The sequence below is a fragment of the Streptomyces composti genome (genome assembly GCF_012034205.1).
GTDB classification, from domain to species: Bacteria; Actinomycetota; Actinomycetes; order Streptomycetales; family Streptomycetaceae; genus Streptomyces; species Streptomyces composti.
The window spans coordinates 36,893-53,251 of sequence record NZ_JAATEM010000038.1 but is presented as its reverse complement, the minus strand read 5'-3'; the positions used below and the strand labels follow the sequence as shown (position 1 = coordinate 53,251).

Genomic DNA, 16,359 nt, shown 5'->3' with positions numbered 1-16,359 from the left:
ACGCCGCTTTGTCGACAAGGCAACTGCCGCCCCGCGGGCGGCGGTTGTCTTTCTCGTCGGTGCCACGCGCCCCGGATGTCTGGGTTTTACATCACACTCACAGCTTCGTCGTTCGGCAAAGCGCCCGTTCCAGGACATCGCGCACGCAACGCCCTTGACGTCCTTTTGAAAACTGGGAAGGGTGAAACGCGGCATGCGTATCTCTGGGGCGCATGTGAACCGGGGGGCGTTTCTGCACTGTCACCTCCGTCGATCACGGCCCCCGAGCGCCGCCTCACTGACGATGAGCTACTGGGGGTAGCAACCACATGACCAAGAAGACGCGGATCCGTGTCGCACGGATCGCGGCCGGCGCCGTGATCGCGGCCGGTGCCTCGCTGACCGCCGCCGGTGCGGCCTCCGCCCTCGACATAGGCGTGAGCGCCGGTGTCAACGAGGAGGGCGTCGGCGTCGGCGTCGGCGTGGGCCTCGGCGAGGAGGACGAGCCCGGCGAGGAGCCCACCGAGCCGGAGACCCCGCCCACCACCATTCCCGAGGAGCCCAGCGGGGAGCCGACGGAGCCGGAGGAGCCGACCGAGGAGCCCACCGAGCCGGGTGAGCCGACCGAGGACCCCACCGAGCCGGGTGAGCCGACCGGGGACCCCACCGAGCCGGGTGACGACGGCAACGCCGGCGGTGGCGGCAACGGCGTCGACCCCGACGGCGGCGCCGCCGCCCAGGAGGAGGGCTCGTCCTCCCTGACCGACACCGGCGAGGAGGCGCCCGCCGCCTCCGCCCAGGGCAACGGCAAGGAGCTCGCCGAGACCGGTGCCGCCGAGACGACCTTCCTGGTCATCGGCGCCGCCACGATGATCGCCGGTGGCATCGGCTTCCGTGTGCTGCCGCGCGTGATGGCCGGCCGCGGCGGTGCCGCCGCCTGACGGTAGCGGCCCGCGTACGGAGCGTACGCACAGGCGACACAGAGGGGCTCGGAGCGCGACCTGCGCTCCGGGCCCCTCGGGCGTTCGGGCGTCTGCCGCGTCCTGCCTGCTGCGTCCGCCGCGAGCAGGGGCGGGCGGCGGTGAGTCGGTGCGGCGGCTGCCGGCTACGTCACACGGTCTGGTGGGCGAGCAGCGCCAGCGCCGCCACCAGGACCGCGAGGAGCGCGATCAGCGTCATCGGGTTCAGCCCCGCGAAGAAGTTCTCCTGCTGCAGCCGCTCGCGGTTGGCGCGGCACACCGGGCACCGGCCCTCGTTCACGGGCGCTGCGCAGTTCGCGCACACCAGCCGGTCGTACGTCATGCGCTCGCCCTCCTTAGACCGGTTCCCTGCAGTCAACGCCCGCGGCGGTGCGAACGTTCCCCTTCCACTGTGCCAGGTTCCCGCCGAGCGTGCGCCGGACGCCCGCCAAAGGGGGGCTTGACAAGAGGGCGAAAGCGGCCTCCGGTGCCGGACAGTCCGTACAAAGCGCACAAGCCTCGCGCAACCCTCGCCGGTGACTGCGGTCCGGGTTCCGGTTCGCGTATGGTCACGCTCATCTACCCCCGGCGACCCGTGGTGCATCCGTGATCCGATTCGACAATGTCTCCAAGGTCTACCCAAAGCAGACCCGCCCCGCACTCAGGGATGTGTCCCTGGAAGTGGAGAAGGGCGAGTTCGTGTTTCTCGTGGGATCCTCCGGCTCCGGAAAGTCCACCTTCCTGCGGCTGATCCTCCGCGAGGAGCGGGCCAGCCACGGACAGGTGCACGTCCTGGGCAAGGATCTCGGCCGCATCTCCAACTGGAAGGTGCCGCAGATCAGGCGCCAGCTGGGGACGGTCTTCCAGGACTTCCGCCTGCTGCCGAACAAGACGGTCGCCGAGAACGTCGCCTTCGCGCAGGAGGTCATCGGCAAGTCCCGGGGCGAGATCCGCAAGTCCGTGCCGCAGGTGCTCGACCTGGTCGGGCTCGGCGGCAAGGAGGACCGCATGCCCGGTGAGCTCTCCGGCGGTGAGCAGCAGCGCGTGGCGATCGCCCGCGCCTTCGTCAACCGGCCCAAGCTGCTCATCTGTGACGAACCCACCGGCAACCTCGACCCGCAGACGTCCGTCGGCATCATGAAGCTGCTCGACCGCATCAACCGGACGGGCACCACCGTGGTGATGGCGACGCACGACCAGAACATCGTGGACCAGATGCGCAAACGCGTCATCGAGCTGGAGAAGGGCCGCCTCGTGCGCGACCAGGCACGCGGCGTCTACGGCTACCAGCACTGACCGACCGGCTCCACGGAAAGGCTTGACCAGACGCCATGCGCGCCCAGTTCGTTCTGTCGGAGATCGGTGTGGGTCTCCGCCGCAATCTGACGATGACCTTCGCCGTCATCGTCTCCGTAGCCCTGTCGCTCGCCCTGTTCGGCGGGTCGCTCCTGATGAGCGACCAGGTCAACACCATGAAGGGCTACTGGTACGACAAGGTCAACGTCTCGATCTTCCTGTGCAACAAGAACGATGCCGAGTCCGACCCCAACTGCGCCAAGGGCGCGGTGACCGAGGACCAGAAGAGCCAGATCAAGGCCGATCTGGAGAAGATGTCGGTGGTCGACACGGTCACCTACGAGTCGCAGGACGAGGCGTACAAGCACTACAAGGAGCAGTTCGGCGACTCCCCGCTGGCCAGCTCCCTCACCCCGGACCAGATGCAGGAGTCGTACCGCATCAAGCTCAAGGACCCGGAGAAGTACCAGGTCATCGCGACCGCCTTCGACGGGCGTGACGGGGTGCAGTCCGTGCAGGACCAGAAGGGCCTGCTGGACAACCTCTTCGAGCTGCTCAACGGCATGAACTGGGCGGCACGGGCGGTGATGGCGCTGATGCTGGTGGTCGCCCTGATGCTGATCGTCAACACGGTGCGCGTCTCCGCGTTCAGCCGCAGGCGGGAGACCGGCATCATGCGCCTGGTCGGTGCCTCCGGCTTCTACATCCAGGCGCCGTTCATCATGGAGGCCGCGGTCGCCGGGCTCATCGGCGGCACCCTCGCCTGTGCCTTCCTGCTGATCGGCCGGTACTTCCTGATCGACCACGGGCTCGCCCTGGCCGACCAGCTGGAGCTGATCAACTTCATCGGCTGGGACGTGGTGTTGGCGAAGCTGCCGCTCATCCTCGCCACGAGCTTCCTGATGCCGGCGTTGGCCGCGTTCTTCGCGCTGCGCAAGTACCTGAAGGTGTGACATGTGCCAAGAAGGGGCGTGCGGTCAACGGGCCGTGCGCCCCTTCGCGTTGTCCTAGACTCACCGGCATGTCAGGTCGTGACCTGTTCTGTCAGCCCCGCCGCATCCGCCGCGGGGCCGCCCTGACATTGGTGTTCGCCAGTGTGCTGGTCGCGGGCGCCGCCACCGGTTCGCTCCCCGAGGCGAACCGCAGGACCGCGGCGGAGTCGGGCCGTTCGGCCACCCGCGCCCCGCACCGGGCGGATGTCGCACGGGCGGCCGAGGAGGCGATGGCCGACGGCACCTCCCCGATGGAGGCCGCGCAGCGCGCCGTCAGCCGCAGCGGTGACCGCTGGGGCGCCGTCTACTCGGCGGGCGAGTACGAGGAGTTCGAGGAGATCCTCGACGGCGAGTACACCGGCGTCGGCCTGTGGGCCCGCGAGCGCGACGGCCGCATCGAGGTCACCCGGGTGGGCAGCGGCACCCCCGCCGAGGAGGCCGGCATCCGCCCCGGCGACCGGCTGCGCAGCGTCGACGGCCGGAAGGTGGACGGACGCCCGGTCACCGAGGTCGTCGCCATACTGCGCGGCGACACCACCGAGGAGCCCGCGGGCAGCTCCGTGCGCGTCGGCCTCGAGCGCGGCGCCCGGGTGTGGACCGAGACGCTGCGCCGGGTCCGCCTGTCGCGGGACTCCGTCACCGTCCGCGAGCTGCCGGGTCCGGTCACCCTGATCAAGGTGGCCGCCTTCACCAAGGGCTCCGGCGCCGAGGTCCGCCGGGCCGTGCGCCGCAGCCCGGCCGGCACCGGGATCGTCCTCGACCTGCGCGGCAACTCCGGCGGGCTGGTGGCCGAGGCCGTCACCGCCGCCTCCGCCTTCCTCGACGGCGGCCTGGTCGCCACCTACGACGTCGACGGCGAGCAGCGTGCCCTGCACGCCCGCGCCGGCGGCGACACCACCAGACCCCTGGTCGCGCTCGTCGACGGCGGGACGATGAGCGCGGCCGAACTGCTCACCGGCGCCCTGCAGGACCGCTCCCGGGCGGTGGTCGTCGGTTCCCGCACCTTCGGCAAGGGCTCGGTGCAGATGCCGACCCGGCTGCCCGACGGATCGGTCGCCGAGCTGACCGTCGGCCACTACCGCACCCCCTCCGGCCGTGGCGTCGACGGCCGGGGCATCACCCCCGACCTGGAGGCCGGTGAGCGGGCCCTGGAACGGGCCGAGACGATCCTCACCGGACTCGGCAGGTAGCGCCCCCGGCCTGGACCCGGCGGGCAGGGCTCTCGGTACGGCGGCCGCCCCCGCCGCCGTAAACGGCTTCCCGCCGACCCCCCGTGTAGTGCGAAAATGGCCGCACTATGGCTAAGGAAAAAGGGCGCAAGCTGATCGCGCAGAACAAGAAGGCGCGGCACGACTACCACATCATCGACACCTACGAGGCCGGCCTGGTGCTGACCGGCACCGAGGTGAAGTCGCTGCGCCAGGGCCGGGCGTCGCTGGTGGACGGCTTCGTCCAGCTCACCGATCACGAGGCCTGGCTGCACAACGTGCACGTGCCCGAGTACAGCCAGGGCACCTGGACCAATCACAGCGCCCGCCGCAAGCGCAAGCTGCTGCTGCACCGCGAGGAGATCGACAAGCTCGAGGCCAAGGCCCAGGAGACGGGCCACACCATCGTGCCGCTCTCGCTCTACTTCAAGGACGGCCGCGCCAAGATCGAGATCGCGCTGGCGAAGGGCAAGAAGGAGTACGACAAGCGGCAGACTCTGCGCGAGAAGCAGGACCGGCGCGAGGCCGAGCGTGCCATGGCGGCCGTGCGCCGCAGGCAGCGGGCCTAGGGGCCGGACGAGCCCGGCGGGGACGGAGCCCGGCGGGAACACCCCGGCGGCGCGGTGCGTTCCACCGAGTACGACGGCCGGCGGTACCACACCCGGGCGAGGGCCGGGAATAGGCTGGCATCGTCGGGCGTTGGTCACGTACGATGGCCCTGCACCTCACAGCGGGTGCATGCGACCCCTCTGCGGAGGGTTTGAGAAGTCAACATGGGGATGATCGGTTTCGACAGCGGCTGTCGAAACAGGGGAAGCGTGTCGAGGAAGCGGCCATGATCTCGTAAACCACAGGCCGAAAAAAATAATCGCCAATTCCAAGCGATCCATCTCCCAGGGCGAGCTCGCCCTCGCTGCCTGATCTTCAGGTAGCGAGCTGCGGCTCCCCTACTCAAAGGGAGTGTCAGCCCGGGGATGTTCCCGACCCGGTGTCTGGCATCAGCTAGGGAACTAAACCTCCAGCCCGGTCACGGGGCGAAGAGGGAAATCAAACAGTGACTGGGCCCGTCGGAGACTTGTCGGCGTGATCTCCGGGGCCGAGAAAAGCACAGCCGACTGCACACGGAGAAGCCCTGTTTCTGCACCGTTGGACGCGGGTTCGATTCCCGCCATCTCCACAATCTCCATGTGACGAGGCCCCGGTGGTGTGACACCACCGGGGCCTCGTCGTGCATGTGGGGCCCCGCCCCATGTCCGCGCGTCCCGTGGGCTCCTACGGCCAGCCCGTCGATCCGGGCACCGCGAGCGGCCAGTGCGGCACCACGGGTCCGTACTCCCCGACGTGAACCTGTGCGCCGCGCACCACCTCGCGGTCACCTGGAACCTCCTCTGACCGGCCTTCCGGCGGAACCACCCCTGACCAGGACCCCGACCGAGACCAGCAGCGCCGCCACGGCCGCTGGGCGGGATCGCCTGCGGCAGCGCGGCCGGGGACCGGGTGGTGGAGCGCGCCTCGGCCGCGGCCGGGCACGGCGTCCCGGTGGCCGCGGACCGGTGACCGCCGGCGTCATGCCCTCACAGCGTTCGTGCGCAGCACCCGGCGGTCACGCTCACCGCCGACGGGGAGCGGCTGCTGCCGTACGCACGCCGGGTGCTCCAGGCCCAGGACGAGCTGCTCGCCGCCGCGGGCGGACCCGGCCGCTGCTGGTGGACGTGAACTTCCCCGGCGCCGTCACCCCGCGCAGGGTGCTCCGGCGGGCGCGTCGGCCCGCCCACGGGCACGAGCTGCTGGCCCGCTACGAGAGCGGGCTGACCTGGGCGGCGGGGGAGTTGCTGGCGGGGCGGCTGGACGTGTCCTTCGGACGGTTCGCGGGGCTGGCTCCCGCGCTGCGCACCGGGCTGGAGCAGCAGCCGGTGCGGTACGAGCCGATGGCGGTGCTGTTGCCCGAGGAGCACGGGCCGGGCCGGCCTGGACCGGGGTGCCGCTCGCCCCCCCCGGCCGGAGAGACGGTGTACGCCGGGGCGGGCAATCCGCGTACGGCGGAGTGGACCGACCTGGCGCGGCTGCTGTTCGAGGGGCGGGACAAATCGCTCTGGCGCCGCCCGCGCCGCCGGTGCTGGGCGACGCGGAGTTCCAGCGGATCATGGCCGGGATGCACTGCCCGATCCTGGCGGTGGCGGACTTTCCGCTGCTGCCGGGAACCGTGCTGCGGCCGCTCGTGGACCCGGTTCCGCTGTCCCCTGTGTCGCTTGTATGGAGAAAAGGGCTGATTCACCCGGCTTTGGCCGACCTTCGACGGGCGGCGAACGAGCCGGCCCGCACGGAGGGGTGGTTGGACGGGTGGCTTCCGGCCATGGATCGTGTCGTCATGGCGTCCCCGTGATGTCTCACAATTGATACAGAAGGGCACGCTGCAAACACGGAACCTCCGCGTGCGCTACATTCGACGTCCGAGCACAGTGTGATAAACGGGGCGCTCGGACCTGGTGGGGGCCGGTCCGACGACGCGTGCTCCAGTCGAATGCGCACCCGTACCTGCCCGTGGGGGGAAGTGCGTACGCGTGGAGAAGTGGCGAGAAGACGCCCAACCGGAAGGCCCTGAGGCCCCGGAAGCGACCGAGGAACCCTCGGACGGCAAGAGGAACCGGGACCGGAAACCGGCCACCGTGCAGCGGGCTGCCGAGGGCGACGAGCCCGAGGACGCCCGTCCCGGCACGGCCCGGCCGGCCGATGCGACGCAGGTGCTGCGCACCCCGCCCGGCCTGACCGGGAAGCGGCCGGGCGACCGGGGCACCACCGGCAAGGAACCCGGGACTCTCAAGGAGTCCGCGGCGAGGGCCGCGCAGGGTGCCGGTGCGGCGGCGGACCGTTCCTCCGGCCCCAGGAGCCCCTGGGACGCCGTGACCGCACGTGCGCTCAAGGAGCGCGCCGCGCTGCAGGCCTCCGCGTCCCGCAAGGCCCCCGTGACCGCCGGTGCCCCGGCGGACGCCGTGCCGGACAGGCCCGCCGGGGGCGGGCGGCACGACGGCGAGCCGGCCGGTGCCGACGACGCGACCGCGATGCTGCCCCGCGCAGGTTCCGCCCCCGACGACCAGGACAAGACCACGGCCCTGCTGATCAAGCCGCGCACCTCGCCGGGGAACGGAGAGGCCATGCGTGCCCCCGGCGCGCCCGCCGCCCCCACCGCCCCCCTCGACCTGCCCGTGCGCGACCCCTGGGAGGAGGGCGCCGACGACGGCGCCGCCGAGGGCGCGCAGCACGACCCGCACGAAGTGACCGTGCAGCTGGACGCCGTGCAGTTCGTCGACGGCGAGCTGCGGCGGACCACCGGTCCCGGGCAGGAAGGTTCCGACGGGCCCGTCTTCGTCGACGAGTCCGGGCGCCGCAGCCGGCGCTTCCGCCGCATCGGCATGGCCCTCGGGCTGGCCTGCGCCGGGTACGCGGTCGTCATCGGCGCCACCCTGCTGTCCGGCAACTCCGACGCCCCCTGGCTGCCTGTGGAGGGGCCGGAGAAGGAGAAGCCCGCCAGCAAGGTGGAGACCACCCCCGGGCCCGGCGAGGACGACGCCACGCCCGGTTCCGGCAGCAGCCTCGACCCCGGCTCGGTCCCCTCGGCCGGCGCATCGGGCCTGCCCTCGCCCGGCACCAGCGTCCTCGCGCCCGGCACGACCGTGAGCGAGGGCCAGACCGGCGCGGCGACCGGCGACGCCGGCACCACGCCGAGCAAGAAGCCCACCCAGAAGGCCCCCACCGGAGGCGGCGCCGCGTCGACGCCGCCCGCCGAGACCTCGCAGGAGCCGTCGGCCGACCCCACGCCGCCGGCGGACGAACCGGCCGACGAGGTCACCCCGCCGGCCACCGGCGGAGGCGACGGCACGGGCACCGACAACGTCGTCGGAGCGCCCGCCCCCGACCCCGTCGTCGCCGACGGCGGCACCGCCGCCGAGCCGGACTCCGCCGCTCCCGCCACCCCCGCCGCACAGTCCCCGGAGCACATCCTCTGATGGCCATCCGCACTTCCCGCCCCGGGCCGCAAGCCCGCGCCCGAGGCGGCTCCCGGCGTCGCCGCGTGCCCCTGCGCCTGCTGGTGCCGCTGCTGTTCCTGATCGCCCTGATGGCGATGCTGCTGCTGCGCGGCTATGTGCACAGCGAGATCCTCGCCGACCACCGCATCAGCCCCGAGGCGGCCGCCGACAAGGTCCCGGACGAGATAAAGGACGGCGGCCCGGTCATCGACACCCGTGGCGACGAGCCGCAGTCCCTCACCGTCCCCGACGGGCATGTGGTGCTCACCTTCGACGACGGCCCCGACCCGGAGTGGACCCCCAAGGTCCTGGACGTGCTGAAGAAGCACGACGCGCACGCCGTCTTCTTCGTCACCGGGACCATGACCTCCCGCTACCCCGATCTGGTCGAGCGCATGGTCGAGGAGGGCCATGAGGTCGGCCTGCACACCTTCAACCACCCCGACCTGTCGCTGCAGTCCAAGGAGCGCATCGACTGGGAGCTGTCCCAGACGCAGCTCGCCCTCACCGGTGCCGCGGGCGTGCGCACCTCGCTGTTCCGGCCGCCGTACTCCTCCCAGGCCGCCGCCATGGACAACAAGTCCTGGCCGGTCACCGAGTACATCGGTGACCGCGGCTACATCACCGTCGTCAACACCGCCGACAGCGAGGACTGGCGCAAGCCCGGCGTCTCCGAGATCATCCGGCGCTCCACGCCCAAGGACGGCAAGGGCGCCGTGGTGCTGATGCACGACTCCGGCGGCGACCGCCACCAGACGGTCCAGGCCCTGGACCGTATGCTGCCCGACCTGAAGAAGCAGGGCTACGAGTTCGACAACCTCACCGAGGCCCTCGATGCGCCCAGCGCGCACAGCCCGGTCACCGGCCTCGAGCTGTGGAAGGGCAAGGCCTGGGTCCTCCTGGTGCAGGCCTCCGACAAGATCACCGGCGTGCTGGTGGTCGGCCTCGCGATCGTCGGCTTCCTGGTCATCGCCCGGTTCGTGATGATGCTGGTGCTGTCCGCGATCCACGCCCGCAAGGTGCGCCGCCGCGGCTTCGCCTGGGGCCCGCCGGTCACCGAGCCGGTGTCGGTGCTGGTCCCGGCGTACAACGAGGCCAAGTGCATCGAGAACACGGTCCGTTCCCTGGTGGCGAGCGACCACCCCATCGAGATCATCGTCGTCGACGACGGCTCCACCGACGGCACCGCCCGCATCGTGGAGTCCCTGGGCCTGCCCAATGTGCGCGTGGTGCGCCAGCTCAACGCCGGCAAGCCCGCCGCCCTCAACCGCGGTGTCGCCAACGCCCGCTACGACATCATCGTGATGATGGACGGTGACACCGTCTTCGAGCCCACCACCGTCCGGGAACTGGTGCAGCCCTTCGCCGACCCGCGCGTCGGTGCCGTCGCCGGCAACGCCAAGGTCGGCAACAAGGACAAGCTGATCGGTTCCTGGCAGCACATCGAGTACGTGATGGGCTTCAACCTCGACCGGCGGATGTACGACGTGCTGCAGTGCATGCCGACCATCCCCGGCGCCGTGGGCGCCTTCCGCCGCTCGGCGCTGGAGCGGGTCGGCGGCATGAGCGACGACACGCTCGCCGAGGACACCGACATCACCATGGCCATCCACCGCGACGGCTGGAAGGTGGTCTACGCCGAGAACGCCCGCGCCTGGACCGAGGCCCCCGAGACGGTTCAGCAGCTGTGGTCCCAGCGCTACCGCTGGTCCTACGGCACCATGCAGGCCATCTGGAAGCACCGCCGCGCCCTGGTCGAACGGGGTCCCTCCGGCCGCTTCGGCCGCGTCGGCCTGCCGTTCGTGTCCCTGTTCATGGTCGTCGCCCCGCTGCTGGCCCCGCTGATCGACGTCTTCCTCATCTACGGCCTGGTCTTCGGCCCCACCGGCAAGACGATCCTCGCCTGGTTCGGCGTCCTCGCCATCCAGGCGGCCTGCGCGGCCTACGCGTTCGTCCTCGACAAGGAGAAGCTCACCCCCCTCCTCTCACTGCCGCTGCAGCAGATCCTCTACCGGCAGCTGATGTACGTGGTGCTGTTGCAGTCCTGGATCACCGCGCTCACCGGCGGCCGGCTGCGCTGGCAGAAGCTGCGCCGCAAGGGCGGCGTCCAGGCCCCGCCCGGCGCCGCCCAGCAGCCCCTGGTGGACGGCCGCCCGGTGGCCTGAGCACCTCTCACCCCCCCGCGGGGGCCGGACACCACCCGGCCCCCGCACCACCAGAAAGACCCGCATGTGAACGCACCCGCTCGCCCGGCAGGCCACCGGAACTCCGCCGGGGCGGCCCCCGCCGGCCCGGCCACGCCCGGTCCGTCCCCGGCCGGTCCGACCGCCGCCGAGGCGGGCCCCCGCCCGCCCGCCCGCGACCGCTACTTCGACCTGCTGCGCGCCGTGGCCCTCTTCCGGGTGGTGCTCTACCACCTGATGGGCTGGGCCTGGCTGCCCGTCGTCTTCCCGTCCATGGGCGTGATGTTCGCCCTGGCCGGCAACCTCATGGCCCGCTCGCTGAAGCGGCCCGCCGTCCAGGTCGTACGCGGCCGGATGCGCCGCCTGCTGCCGCCGCTGTGGCTGCTCGGCGCGATCGGCGTCACCGGCATGCTCGCCCAGGGCTGGAGCCCGGATGAGGAGCACCCCGCCTGGTGGTGGGTGCACCTCACCTACTGGATCCTGCCGCTGAGCGACCCGCCCTACGCCGAGGGCGTCGCCGGGATCCAGGGCTGGATCGGCGAGGACTGGGCCGCCGAGCTCGCCGGTCCCCTCTGGTACATCCGCGCCTACCTCTGGTTCGTCCTGCTCTCCCCGCTGCTGCTGAGGGCCCTGCGCATCCAGCCCCTGGCCGCGCTCGCCGCGCCGCTGGTGCTCTCCGCCGCCCTGCAGTTCGGCTGGCTCACCATCCCCTTCGAGCGGGTCGACTCGGCGGTCACCGACTTCAGCACCTTCGGCGCCTGCTGGATCCTCGGCATGGCCCACCAGCAGGGCGTGCTGAGGCGCGTCCCGCGGTACGTGGTGCCCTCCATCGCGCCGGTCATCGCCTGCGCGGGCCTCTGGTACGCCTTCCACCAGGACTTCCGCACCGGCCACGACCTGGACTCCATCCCGTTCGCCCAGGCCCTGTGGTCCTTCGGCACCGTCCTGCTGCTCCTGCACCTCAGCCCGGCCTGGTCCGAGTGGCCGCACCGACTGCGCCGCTTCGACTGGCTGATCGGTCTCCTCAACTCCCGCGCGGTCACCATCTACCTGTGGCACAACATCTGCATCCTGACCGCCGCCACCCTCTACGACCGCCTCTGGAACGTCCCGGTGCTGGAGCAGAACGTCCCCTGGCTCCTGGAGAGCTCCTGGCCGGTCCTGCTCCTGGTGTGGATCCTGCTGTCCGCCTGCGTGCTCGCCTTCGGCTGGGTGGAGGACCTGGCGGCCAGGCGAAGGCCCCGCCTGTGGCCGTCCGCCTCCCGCTGAGCGGGCCCCGGTCCGGGGCCACCCCGCCCGACGCCCTATGATCACCTCACTGATGGCGAGGCCGAAGCGACGGGGGCGGAGGCGACGACGGCGTGGGCATACGTGAGCGAACCTCCGGGGGAGACACCGGGGCGGACCTGCGGGCGTCCGACCAGGACCTCACCCAGCTCGCCGAGGAACTGCACGACATGCAGGCGCACCTGGACAAGCAGTTCAGGCGCATGGACGCCATCGTCGACCGCATCGAGGCCGGCTGGCGCGGACCTGCGGGGAAGGCCTACCGCGGTTTCCACCGGGCCGCCGCCGAGGACGCCGTACGCATCCGGGACATCCTGCGCCACCTGGAGCAGGCCGTGCGGATGAGCCGCGACGGCTTCACGGAGCAGGAGCTGGACGTGGTGCGGCAGATGCGGCAGATCCAGGTGGACATCGACAGCGAGGTCGACCGGCTGTCCACGCCGAACACCGGGACCGCGGCGGCTCCGCAGACTCCTCGCAGCAGCCTGAGCTCCTACTGAGGCCGCCACCGGCCTCAGCTGCCGCCGACGCACGTCCTGGTACGACATGAACGGGGGAACCACCGTGGCCAACGGGGGCACCGACGACGATCACATCACCGTGTCGCTGGGCACGCTGAGCGAACTCGCCGGCGATCTCGAGGACATCCTCAAGAAGCTCAACGACCGGCTCGACGACCTCTACGACCGCGTCGTCCCGGTCGTGCTCTCCTGGGAGGGGGAGGCCCGGGAGGTCTTCGTCGACAAGCTGGACGAGTGGGACCGTTCGGCGCAGGACCTGGAGGCCGCGCAGAAGTGGCTGCACGCATGTGCCACCAGCAGCCACGTCAACTACACGGCCGCGCACCAGGCCGTGCTGCGGGGCTGGGGAGCGCGCTGATGGCCGGACCGGGAGCCCCGGCGGCCGGGCCGGGCGGGCAGAGCGGGACGATCGACGTCAAGCCGTCCGATCTGCACCGTGTCTCCTCCGGGGTCGCCGCTCAGCAGACGCCCATGGACAAGGGCGCCAAGAGCCTCCTCGAGGACCTCAGGAAGTACCCGGACGCCGGCGGCTGCGGAACCGCCCCCGAGGCGTTCGCCGCCTCCTACGTCAAGGTGGGCAACCGCTTCCTCGAGGTGTGGGCGCGCAGCGTGGTGAGCATAGGCGGCGCGGCGGTCGGCTTCGCCACCACGGCCAACAACTACGCCGAGGCGGAGGCCGCCAACGACCCCTCCGGCAGCACCCGCGCGCTCACCCAGCCGCCCCCGCAGGTCATCGACAAGGCGCCGTCGTACGGTCCCGTGCCCAACCTCACATGGGGTGACGACGACGGGGGCGACGACTTCATCAGGAGTCTGCTGGAGTGGGTGCCCGGACCCGTCAAGGAAGCGCTGCGGCCTGTCGTGAAGCACGCCTTCCGGATGGGGAAGGTGGCGGACGTCTACCCCTTTCCCCAGCAGCACTACCTGAGTTCGCTGTCCAAGGCGTGGATGACGACGACCGTCACGCTCTCCACGGCCGAGGGCGCGCTGACCGGCAACGTCAGCAGCATCACCCAGCAGAGCAACAGCGAATGGCACGACGCCATGCGCAAGTTCTGCAGCTCGCTGTGGGGGACCACGGCGTGGGGGACGCAGCACGAGGGCTACGAGTGGCGGCACGACTCCGGGTCGTCGGCGACGGCCAGCCACCCGGTGATGACGGTGCTGTTCGACACCGCGCAGAAGATCGGCGATCTGCTGTACGACTACGCCGAGGCCGCCGTCTACCTCAACGGCGAGGTGTGGGACGTCTATGTGGAGGCCGTCAAGGACGCGATCCCCAAGGTCGAGGTGAACCTCAAGGACGGCGTCGGCCTGGACGACGTCAAGGGCCTCATCAAGGGCGTGGCCAAGGGGGTCGTCAAGGGGGCCCAGCAGCTCGGCACGGGCATCGTCCTCAACATGGACACCGCCAGGCTCAACGCGATCGTCACCGAGTACAACCGGCGCGTCAACGCGCTGGTGCCCGAACTCGACGCGCTGATGGGGCCGCTGGACGAGGCCCACCGCAGCGCGCCGAGCTTCCACGCGGAGGAGGCGCGGGCCCAGGCCTTCGGTGCGCGGGCGCTCAACGAGTTCAGGACGGAGCACACGTACACCGTTCCGGGGGATGACCCCAGGGACCACTACTTCCCGCTGGACCTGGCCGGCCAGGAGGGCATCCACGGAAGCCATGTCGTGGACAAGCACGTCGGACTCACCGACGAACAGCTGACGCAGCGCCTGAGGGACCAGCCGAACGCACCGTCCGCCTCCGCCTTCAAGGACCTCGCCACGGCGCAGCGGCTGACCCAGCAGGTGCTCGACAACGACGCCAACGCGATCCGGGTCGACGAGTGGATCCAGGGCGTGGAAAGACGAATGGCCGCGAGGCCCAACTACAACCCCGATGCCTCCAGCATCCAGCCCCCGCTGCAGCTCACGGTGAACGAAGTGGTGGGGCGTACCGTGACCCGCGACCAGTACGACGCACACGGTATGAATGCCACCGCGCAGGACGTGCACACCGTGCAGGTCGCGCTGAAGTACAAGCGGGGGCTCGATCCGCCCTTCGTCGTCGTGACCGCGTACCCTGTCAGCCCTTAGGGGGTTCGACGGTGTCCAGGTGCTTCGAGGTGACGGTGAGGACGGTGACGGCTTGATCCTGCATACCGCGCGGCTTTTCATCGACGGCCCGGTCAAAAGAGTTCTGGATCTCGCCGCCACGGTACGCGAGTCCGAAGGGACGCTGGATCTCGATACCGAGCTGCGGCGTTTCATCCGGCTCACGCACACCACCATGGCGACGGACTGGATCTGCCCGATCGCCACGGTGAACGCGATGCTCGACCATGTGGCGCGTCTGTGCGCCGAGGGCGGCGAGGAGATCCCGCGCGAATTCCGGGCGCTTCTGCAGCGAGCCGCGGGCGATGCGGACGCCACGGAGTTCCTGCACGCGCTGGCGGGCAGGCTGCGCGCGCTGGAGCAGAACCGGTCCGAGGACTACGACGTGCTCCCCCTTTCGCGCTGGGAGATCGAGGTCCGGTTTCCGCAGCTCTACGGTTTCGGATACAACTGGCTCTACGAGGGGGAACACGAAAGCATTCGGGACGCCGTCGAGGCCTGTACGGCCGGCGAGCACCCCTACTGTGCCGAATTCCTGTCCCCCATGGCCGCCGAGGCGCAGACCGCACTCGTGCTCTTCCCGGGAGAGCAGGAAATGAAGGAGAATCTCGCCTCCGTCGTTTTCTGGGCGACCCCGGGGAACGTCCGTGAATTCCTCGACGCCGTGAACGAGCACATGCGGCGAGAACACGTCCCCCAGCCCTGAGCCCGCCACCCCCGAGGTCCTTCCGTCATGCCATCCGTGAACCGGTCCGCCACCTACCCCGACCGTGAGACCGCCCAGTGGGCCACCCAGCAGGTCGTCACCGCCAACGAGCAGCTCATCCACCGCTGGCTCGCGCAGGGCACCCGGCCACGCCTGACCATCGAGGCGTCCTGGCCCTCGCGGGCCGAACCGGTGGGCCGGGTGCTGCTGAGGGGGATGATGCTGGCCGGCCGGGACCCGGTCGACGTGCGTGCCGCGCGGGTCGTGCTCCGGCGGGAGCCCTCCGCCCCGCACGGCTTCGTCGTCCACGCCACCTTCCCCGTCTATCTGTAAGGCCGATCGCAGTGCCCCTGAGCCCCCTCGAACACGACCGCCGCTACGGCGAACTGGACCAAGTGATGCGTGCCTACACCGGGCAGGCGGCGGACGACACCGCGGACGCCCCCGGCCAGGCCTTCACGGCGTACCTGAGGCACACGTGGCACACCCGGCCCTGGGCGCTGGCCGTGGCGGAACGGCAGCTGCGGGAGTACGCCGAGAACCCGCCGGGACGGCTGCGCCTGCGGCTGGGGGAGTTCTACGCCATCCCCGACGTGGGCCTGCCCGAGGGGCAGGTGCGGCAGTGGCTGTTCCGTCTGGCCGACCACATCAGGCACAGCATCGACAACGGCGAGGTGCCGCCGCCCGCCACCCCGGCCACCCACTGGGAGTGGCACGCCCGCTTCCCCGAGCTGGGCCAGTTCCTCGGCGGCTGGTTCTCGCAGGACATGCCGGACGAGTTCGCGGACCACGAGGCGGCGGTCGCCGACTACCGCGCCACCACCGACCGGCGGCTGGTCGCCCGGCTCGTCGGCGAACTGCACGAGCTGCTGGCCCTCGGCCTCGACGAGGCCGACTACGCGCAGGCCCTCGCCGAGCTGGGCATGGAGGTCGATCCGCCGGAGTCGTACACCCACGCCGCCTGGCTGGCCCAGCTGGCCGGCCACCTGGCGCAGCCGCTGCCCGACTACGGCAACCCGGACGCCCGGTAGGGCCGAGGTGTCCCCGGCGCAGAGCGTGTGGAACACTGCACGGCGCCGCGGAAGCGGTCAGAGTGATCC

General features: G+C 71.0%; 15 protein-coding genes, 1 other RNA gene and 1 pseudogene. 16 read left to right on the top strand and 1 reads right to left on the bottom strand.

Going from position 1 to position 16,359, the window contains the following annotated elements; translation table 11 throughout:
- Positions 1 to 308 precede the first annotated feature (308 nt).
- Positions 309 to 920, top strand: coding sequence for a hypothetical protein (locus tag HCJ93_RS26050; protein WP_167998263.1), 612 nt, complete (start codon positions 309 to 311; stop codon positions 918 to 920).
- 169 nt (positions 921 to 1,089) lie between these two features.
- On the opposite strand, the gene HCJ93_RS26045 is transcribed toward HCJ93_RS26050, so the two are convergent.
- Positions 1,090 to 1,281 carry a hypothetical protein gene (locus tag HCJ93_RS26045; protein ID WP_167998262.1) on the bottom strand — a complete coding sequence of 64 codons (192 nt, stop codon included), beginning with the start codon at positions 1,279 to 1,281 and terminating at the stop codon, positions 1,090 to 1,092.
- A 263-nt stretch (positions 1,282 to 1,544) separates the two neighbouring features.
- Between HCJ93_RS26045 and ftsE the strand changes: the two genes are divergently transcribed.
- From ftsE to HCJ93_RS25965, 15 genes and pseudogenes are all read left to right on the top strand, one after another.
- On the top strand, positions 1,545 to 2,234 hold the full coding sequence (gene ftsE, locus HCJ93_RS26040; protein WP_167998261.1) for a cell division ATP-binding protein FtsE: 690 nt from the start codon (positions 1,545 to 1,547) through the stop codon (positions 2,232 to 2,234).
- Between the two features lie 35 nt (positions 2,235 to 2,269).
- Positions 2,270 to 3,187 (top strand): permease-like cell division protein FtsX, encoded by a 918-nt coding sequence (gene ftsX, locus HCJ93_RS26035; RefSeq protein WP_167998260.1) that lies wholly within the window; start codon positions 2,270 to 2,272, stop codon positions 3,185 to 3,187.
- Between the two features lie 68 nt (positions 3,188 to 3,255).
- A complete protein-coding gene (locus HCJ93_RS26030; RefSeq protein ID WP_206317969.1) occupies positions 3,256 to 4,416 on the top strand; it encodes a S41 family peptidase in 1,161 nt (386 codons plus the stop codon).
- Positions 4,417 to 4,523: 107 nt separating this feature from the next.
- Entirely contained in the window at positions 4,524 to 5,003 is a 480-nt protein-coding gene (gene smpB / locus HCJ93_RS26025; protein WP_167998259.1) for an SsrA-binding protein SmpB, read from the top strand.
- 206 nt (positions 5,004 to 5,209) lie between these two features.
- Positions 5,210 to 5,614: a transfer-messenger RNA gene (ssrA, locus tag HCJ93_RS26020) on the top strand.
- Positions 5,615 to 6,016: 402 nt separating this feature from the next.
- A pseudogene (locus HCJ93_RS29720) lies at positions 6,017 to 6,817 on the top strand (LysR family transcriptional regulator); the annotation flags it as partial.
- 283 nt (positions 6,818 to 7,100) lie between these two features.
- The gene (locus tag HCJ93_RS26010) at positions 7,101 to 8,438 is read left to right on the top strand and encodes a hypothetical protein (protein ID WP_167998258.1); all 1,338 of its coding nucleotides are present in this window, start codon (positions 7,101 to 7,103) and stop codon (positions 8,436 to 8,438) included.
- On the top strand, positions 8,438 to 10,624 hold the full coding sequence (locus HCJ93_RS26005; RefSeq protein ID WP_167998257.1) for a bifunctional polysaccharide deacetylase/glycosyltransferase family 2 protein: 2,187 nt from the start codon (positions 8,438 to 8,440) through the stop codon (positions 10,622 to 10,624). Before HCJ93_RS26010 ends, HCJ93_RS26005 begins: the two co-directional genes overlap by 1 nt.
- 66 nt (positions 10,625 to 10,690) lie before the next feature.
- The gene (locus tag HCJ93_RS26000; RefSeq protein WP_167998256.1) at positions 10,691 to 11,911 is read left to right on the top strand and encodes an acyltransferase family protein; all 1,221 of its coding nucleotides are present in this window, start codon (positions 10,691 to 10,693) and stop codon (positions 11,909 to 11,911) included.
- 92 nt (positions 11,912 to 12,003) lie between these two features.
- Positions 12,004 to 12,429 carry a WXG100 family type VII secretion target gene (locus HCJ93_RS25995; RefSeq protein WP_373563616.1) on the top strand — a complete coding sequence of 142 codons (426 nt, stop codon included), beginning with the start codon at positions 12,004 to 12,006 and terminating at the stop codon, positions 12,427 to 12,429.
- A 46-nt stretch (positions 12,430 to 12,475) separates the two neighbouring features.
- On the top strand, positions 12,476 to 12,808 hold the full coding sequence (locus HCJ93_RS25990; protein ID WP_206317968.1) for a WXG100 family type VII secretion target: 333 nt from the start codon (positions 12,476 to 12,478) through the stop codon (positions 12,806 to 12,808).
- Positions 12,808 to 14,535: an RNase A-like domain-containing protein gene (locus HCJ93_RS29715; protein WP_240967876.1), complete on the top strand. Its 1,728-nt coding sequence runs from the start codon at positions 12,808 to 12,810 to the stop codon at positions 14,533 to 14,535. Before HCJ93_RS25990 ends, HCJ93_RS29715 begins: the two co-directional genes overlap by 1 nt.
- 52 nt (positions 14,536 to 14,587) lie before the next feature.
- Complete coding sequence (locus tag HCJ93_RS25975) at positions 14,588 to 15,259, top strand: hypothetical protein (protein ID WP_167998255.1); 672 nt, start codon at positions 14,588 to 14,590, stop codon at positions 15,257 to 15,259.
- Between the two features lie 27 nt (positions 15,260 to 15,286).
- Positions 15,287 to 15,592, top strand: coding sequence for an RNase A-like domain-containing protein (locus HCJ93_RS25970; RefSeq protein ID WP_167998254.1), 306 nt, complete (start codon positions 15,287 to 15,289; stop codon positions 15,590 to 15,592).
- A gap of 11 nt (positions 15,593 to 15,603) precedes the next feature.
- A complete protein-coding gene (locus HCJ93_RS25965) occupies positions 15,604 to 16,290 on the top strand; it encodes a contact-dependent growth inhibition system immunity protein (protein ID WP_167998253.1) in 687 nt (228 codons plus the stop codon).
- Positions 16,291 to 16,359: the final 69 nt, after the last annotated feature.

Coding starts and splice junctions, on each gene's coding strand:
- HCJ93_RS26050 (WP_167998263.1), top strand. CDS start 309: ATGACCAAGAAGACGCGGATCCGTGTCGCACGGATCGCGGCCGGCGCC.
- HCJ93_RS26045 (WP_167998262.1), bottom strand. CDS start 1,281: ATGACGTACGACCGGCTGGTGTGCGCGAACTGCGCAGCGCCCGTGAAC.
- ftsX (WP_167998260.1), top strand. CDS start 2,270: ATGCGCGCCCAGTTCGTTCTGTCGGAGATCGGTGTGGGTCTCCGCCGC.
- HCJ93_RS26030 (WP_206317969.1), top strand. CDS start 3,256: ATGTCAGGTCGTGACCTGTTCTGTCAGCCCCGCCGCATCCGCCGCGGG.
- smpB (WP_167998259.1), top strand. CDS start 4,524: ATGGCTAAGGAAAAAGGGCGCAAGCTGATCGCGCAGAACAAGAAGGCG.
- HCJ93_RS26005 (WP_167998257.1), top strand. CDS start 8,438: ATGGCCATCCGCACTTCCCGCCCCGGGCCGCAAGCCCGCGCCCGAGGC.
- HCJ93_RS25990 (WP_206317968.1), top strand. CDS start 12,476: ATGAACGGGGGAACCACCGTGGCCAACGGGGGCACCGACGACGATCAC.
- HCJ93_RS29715 (WP_240967876.1), top strand. CDS start 12,808: ATGGCCGGACCGGGAGCCCCGGCGGCCGGGCCGGGCGGGCAGAGCGGG.
- HCJ93_RS25970 (WP_167998254.1), top strand. CDS start 15,287: ATGCCATCCGTGAACCGGTCCGCCACCTACCCCGACCGTGAGACCGCC.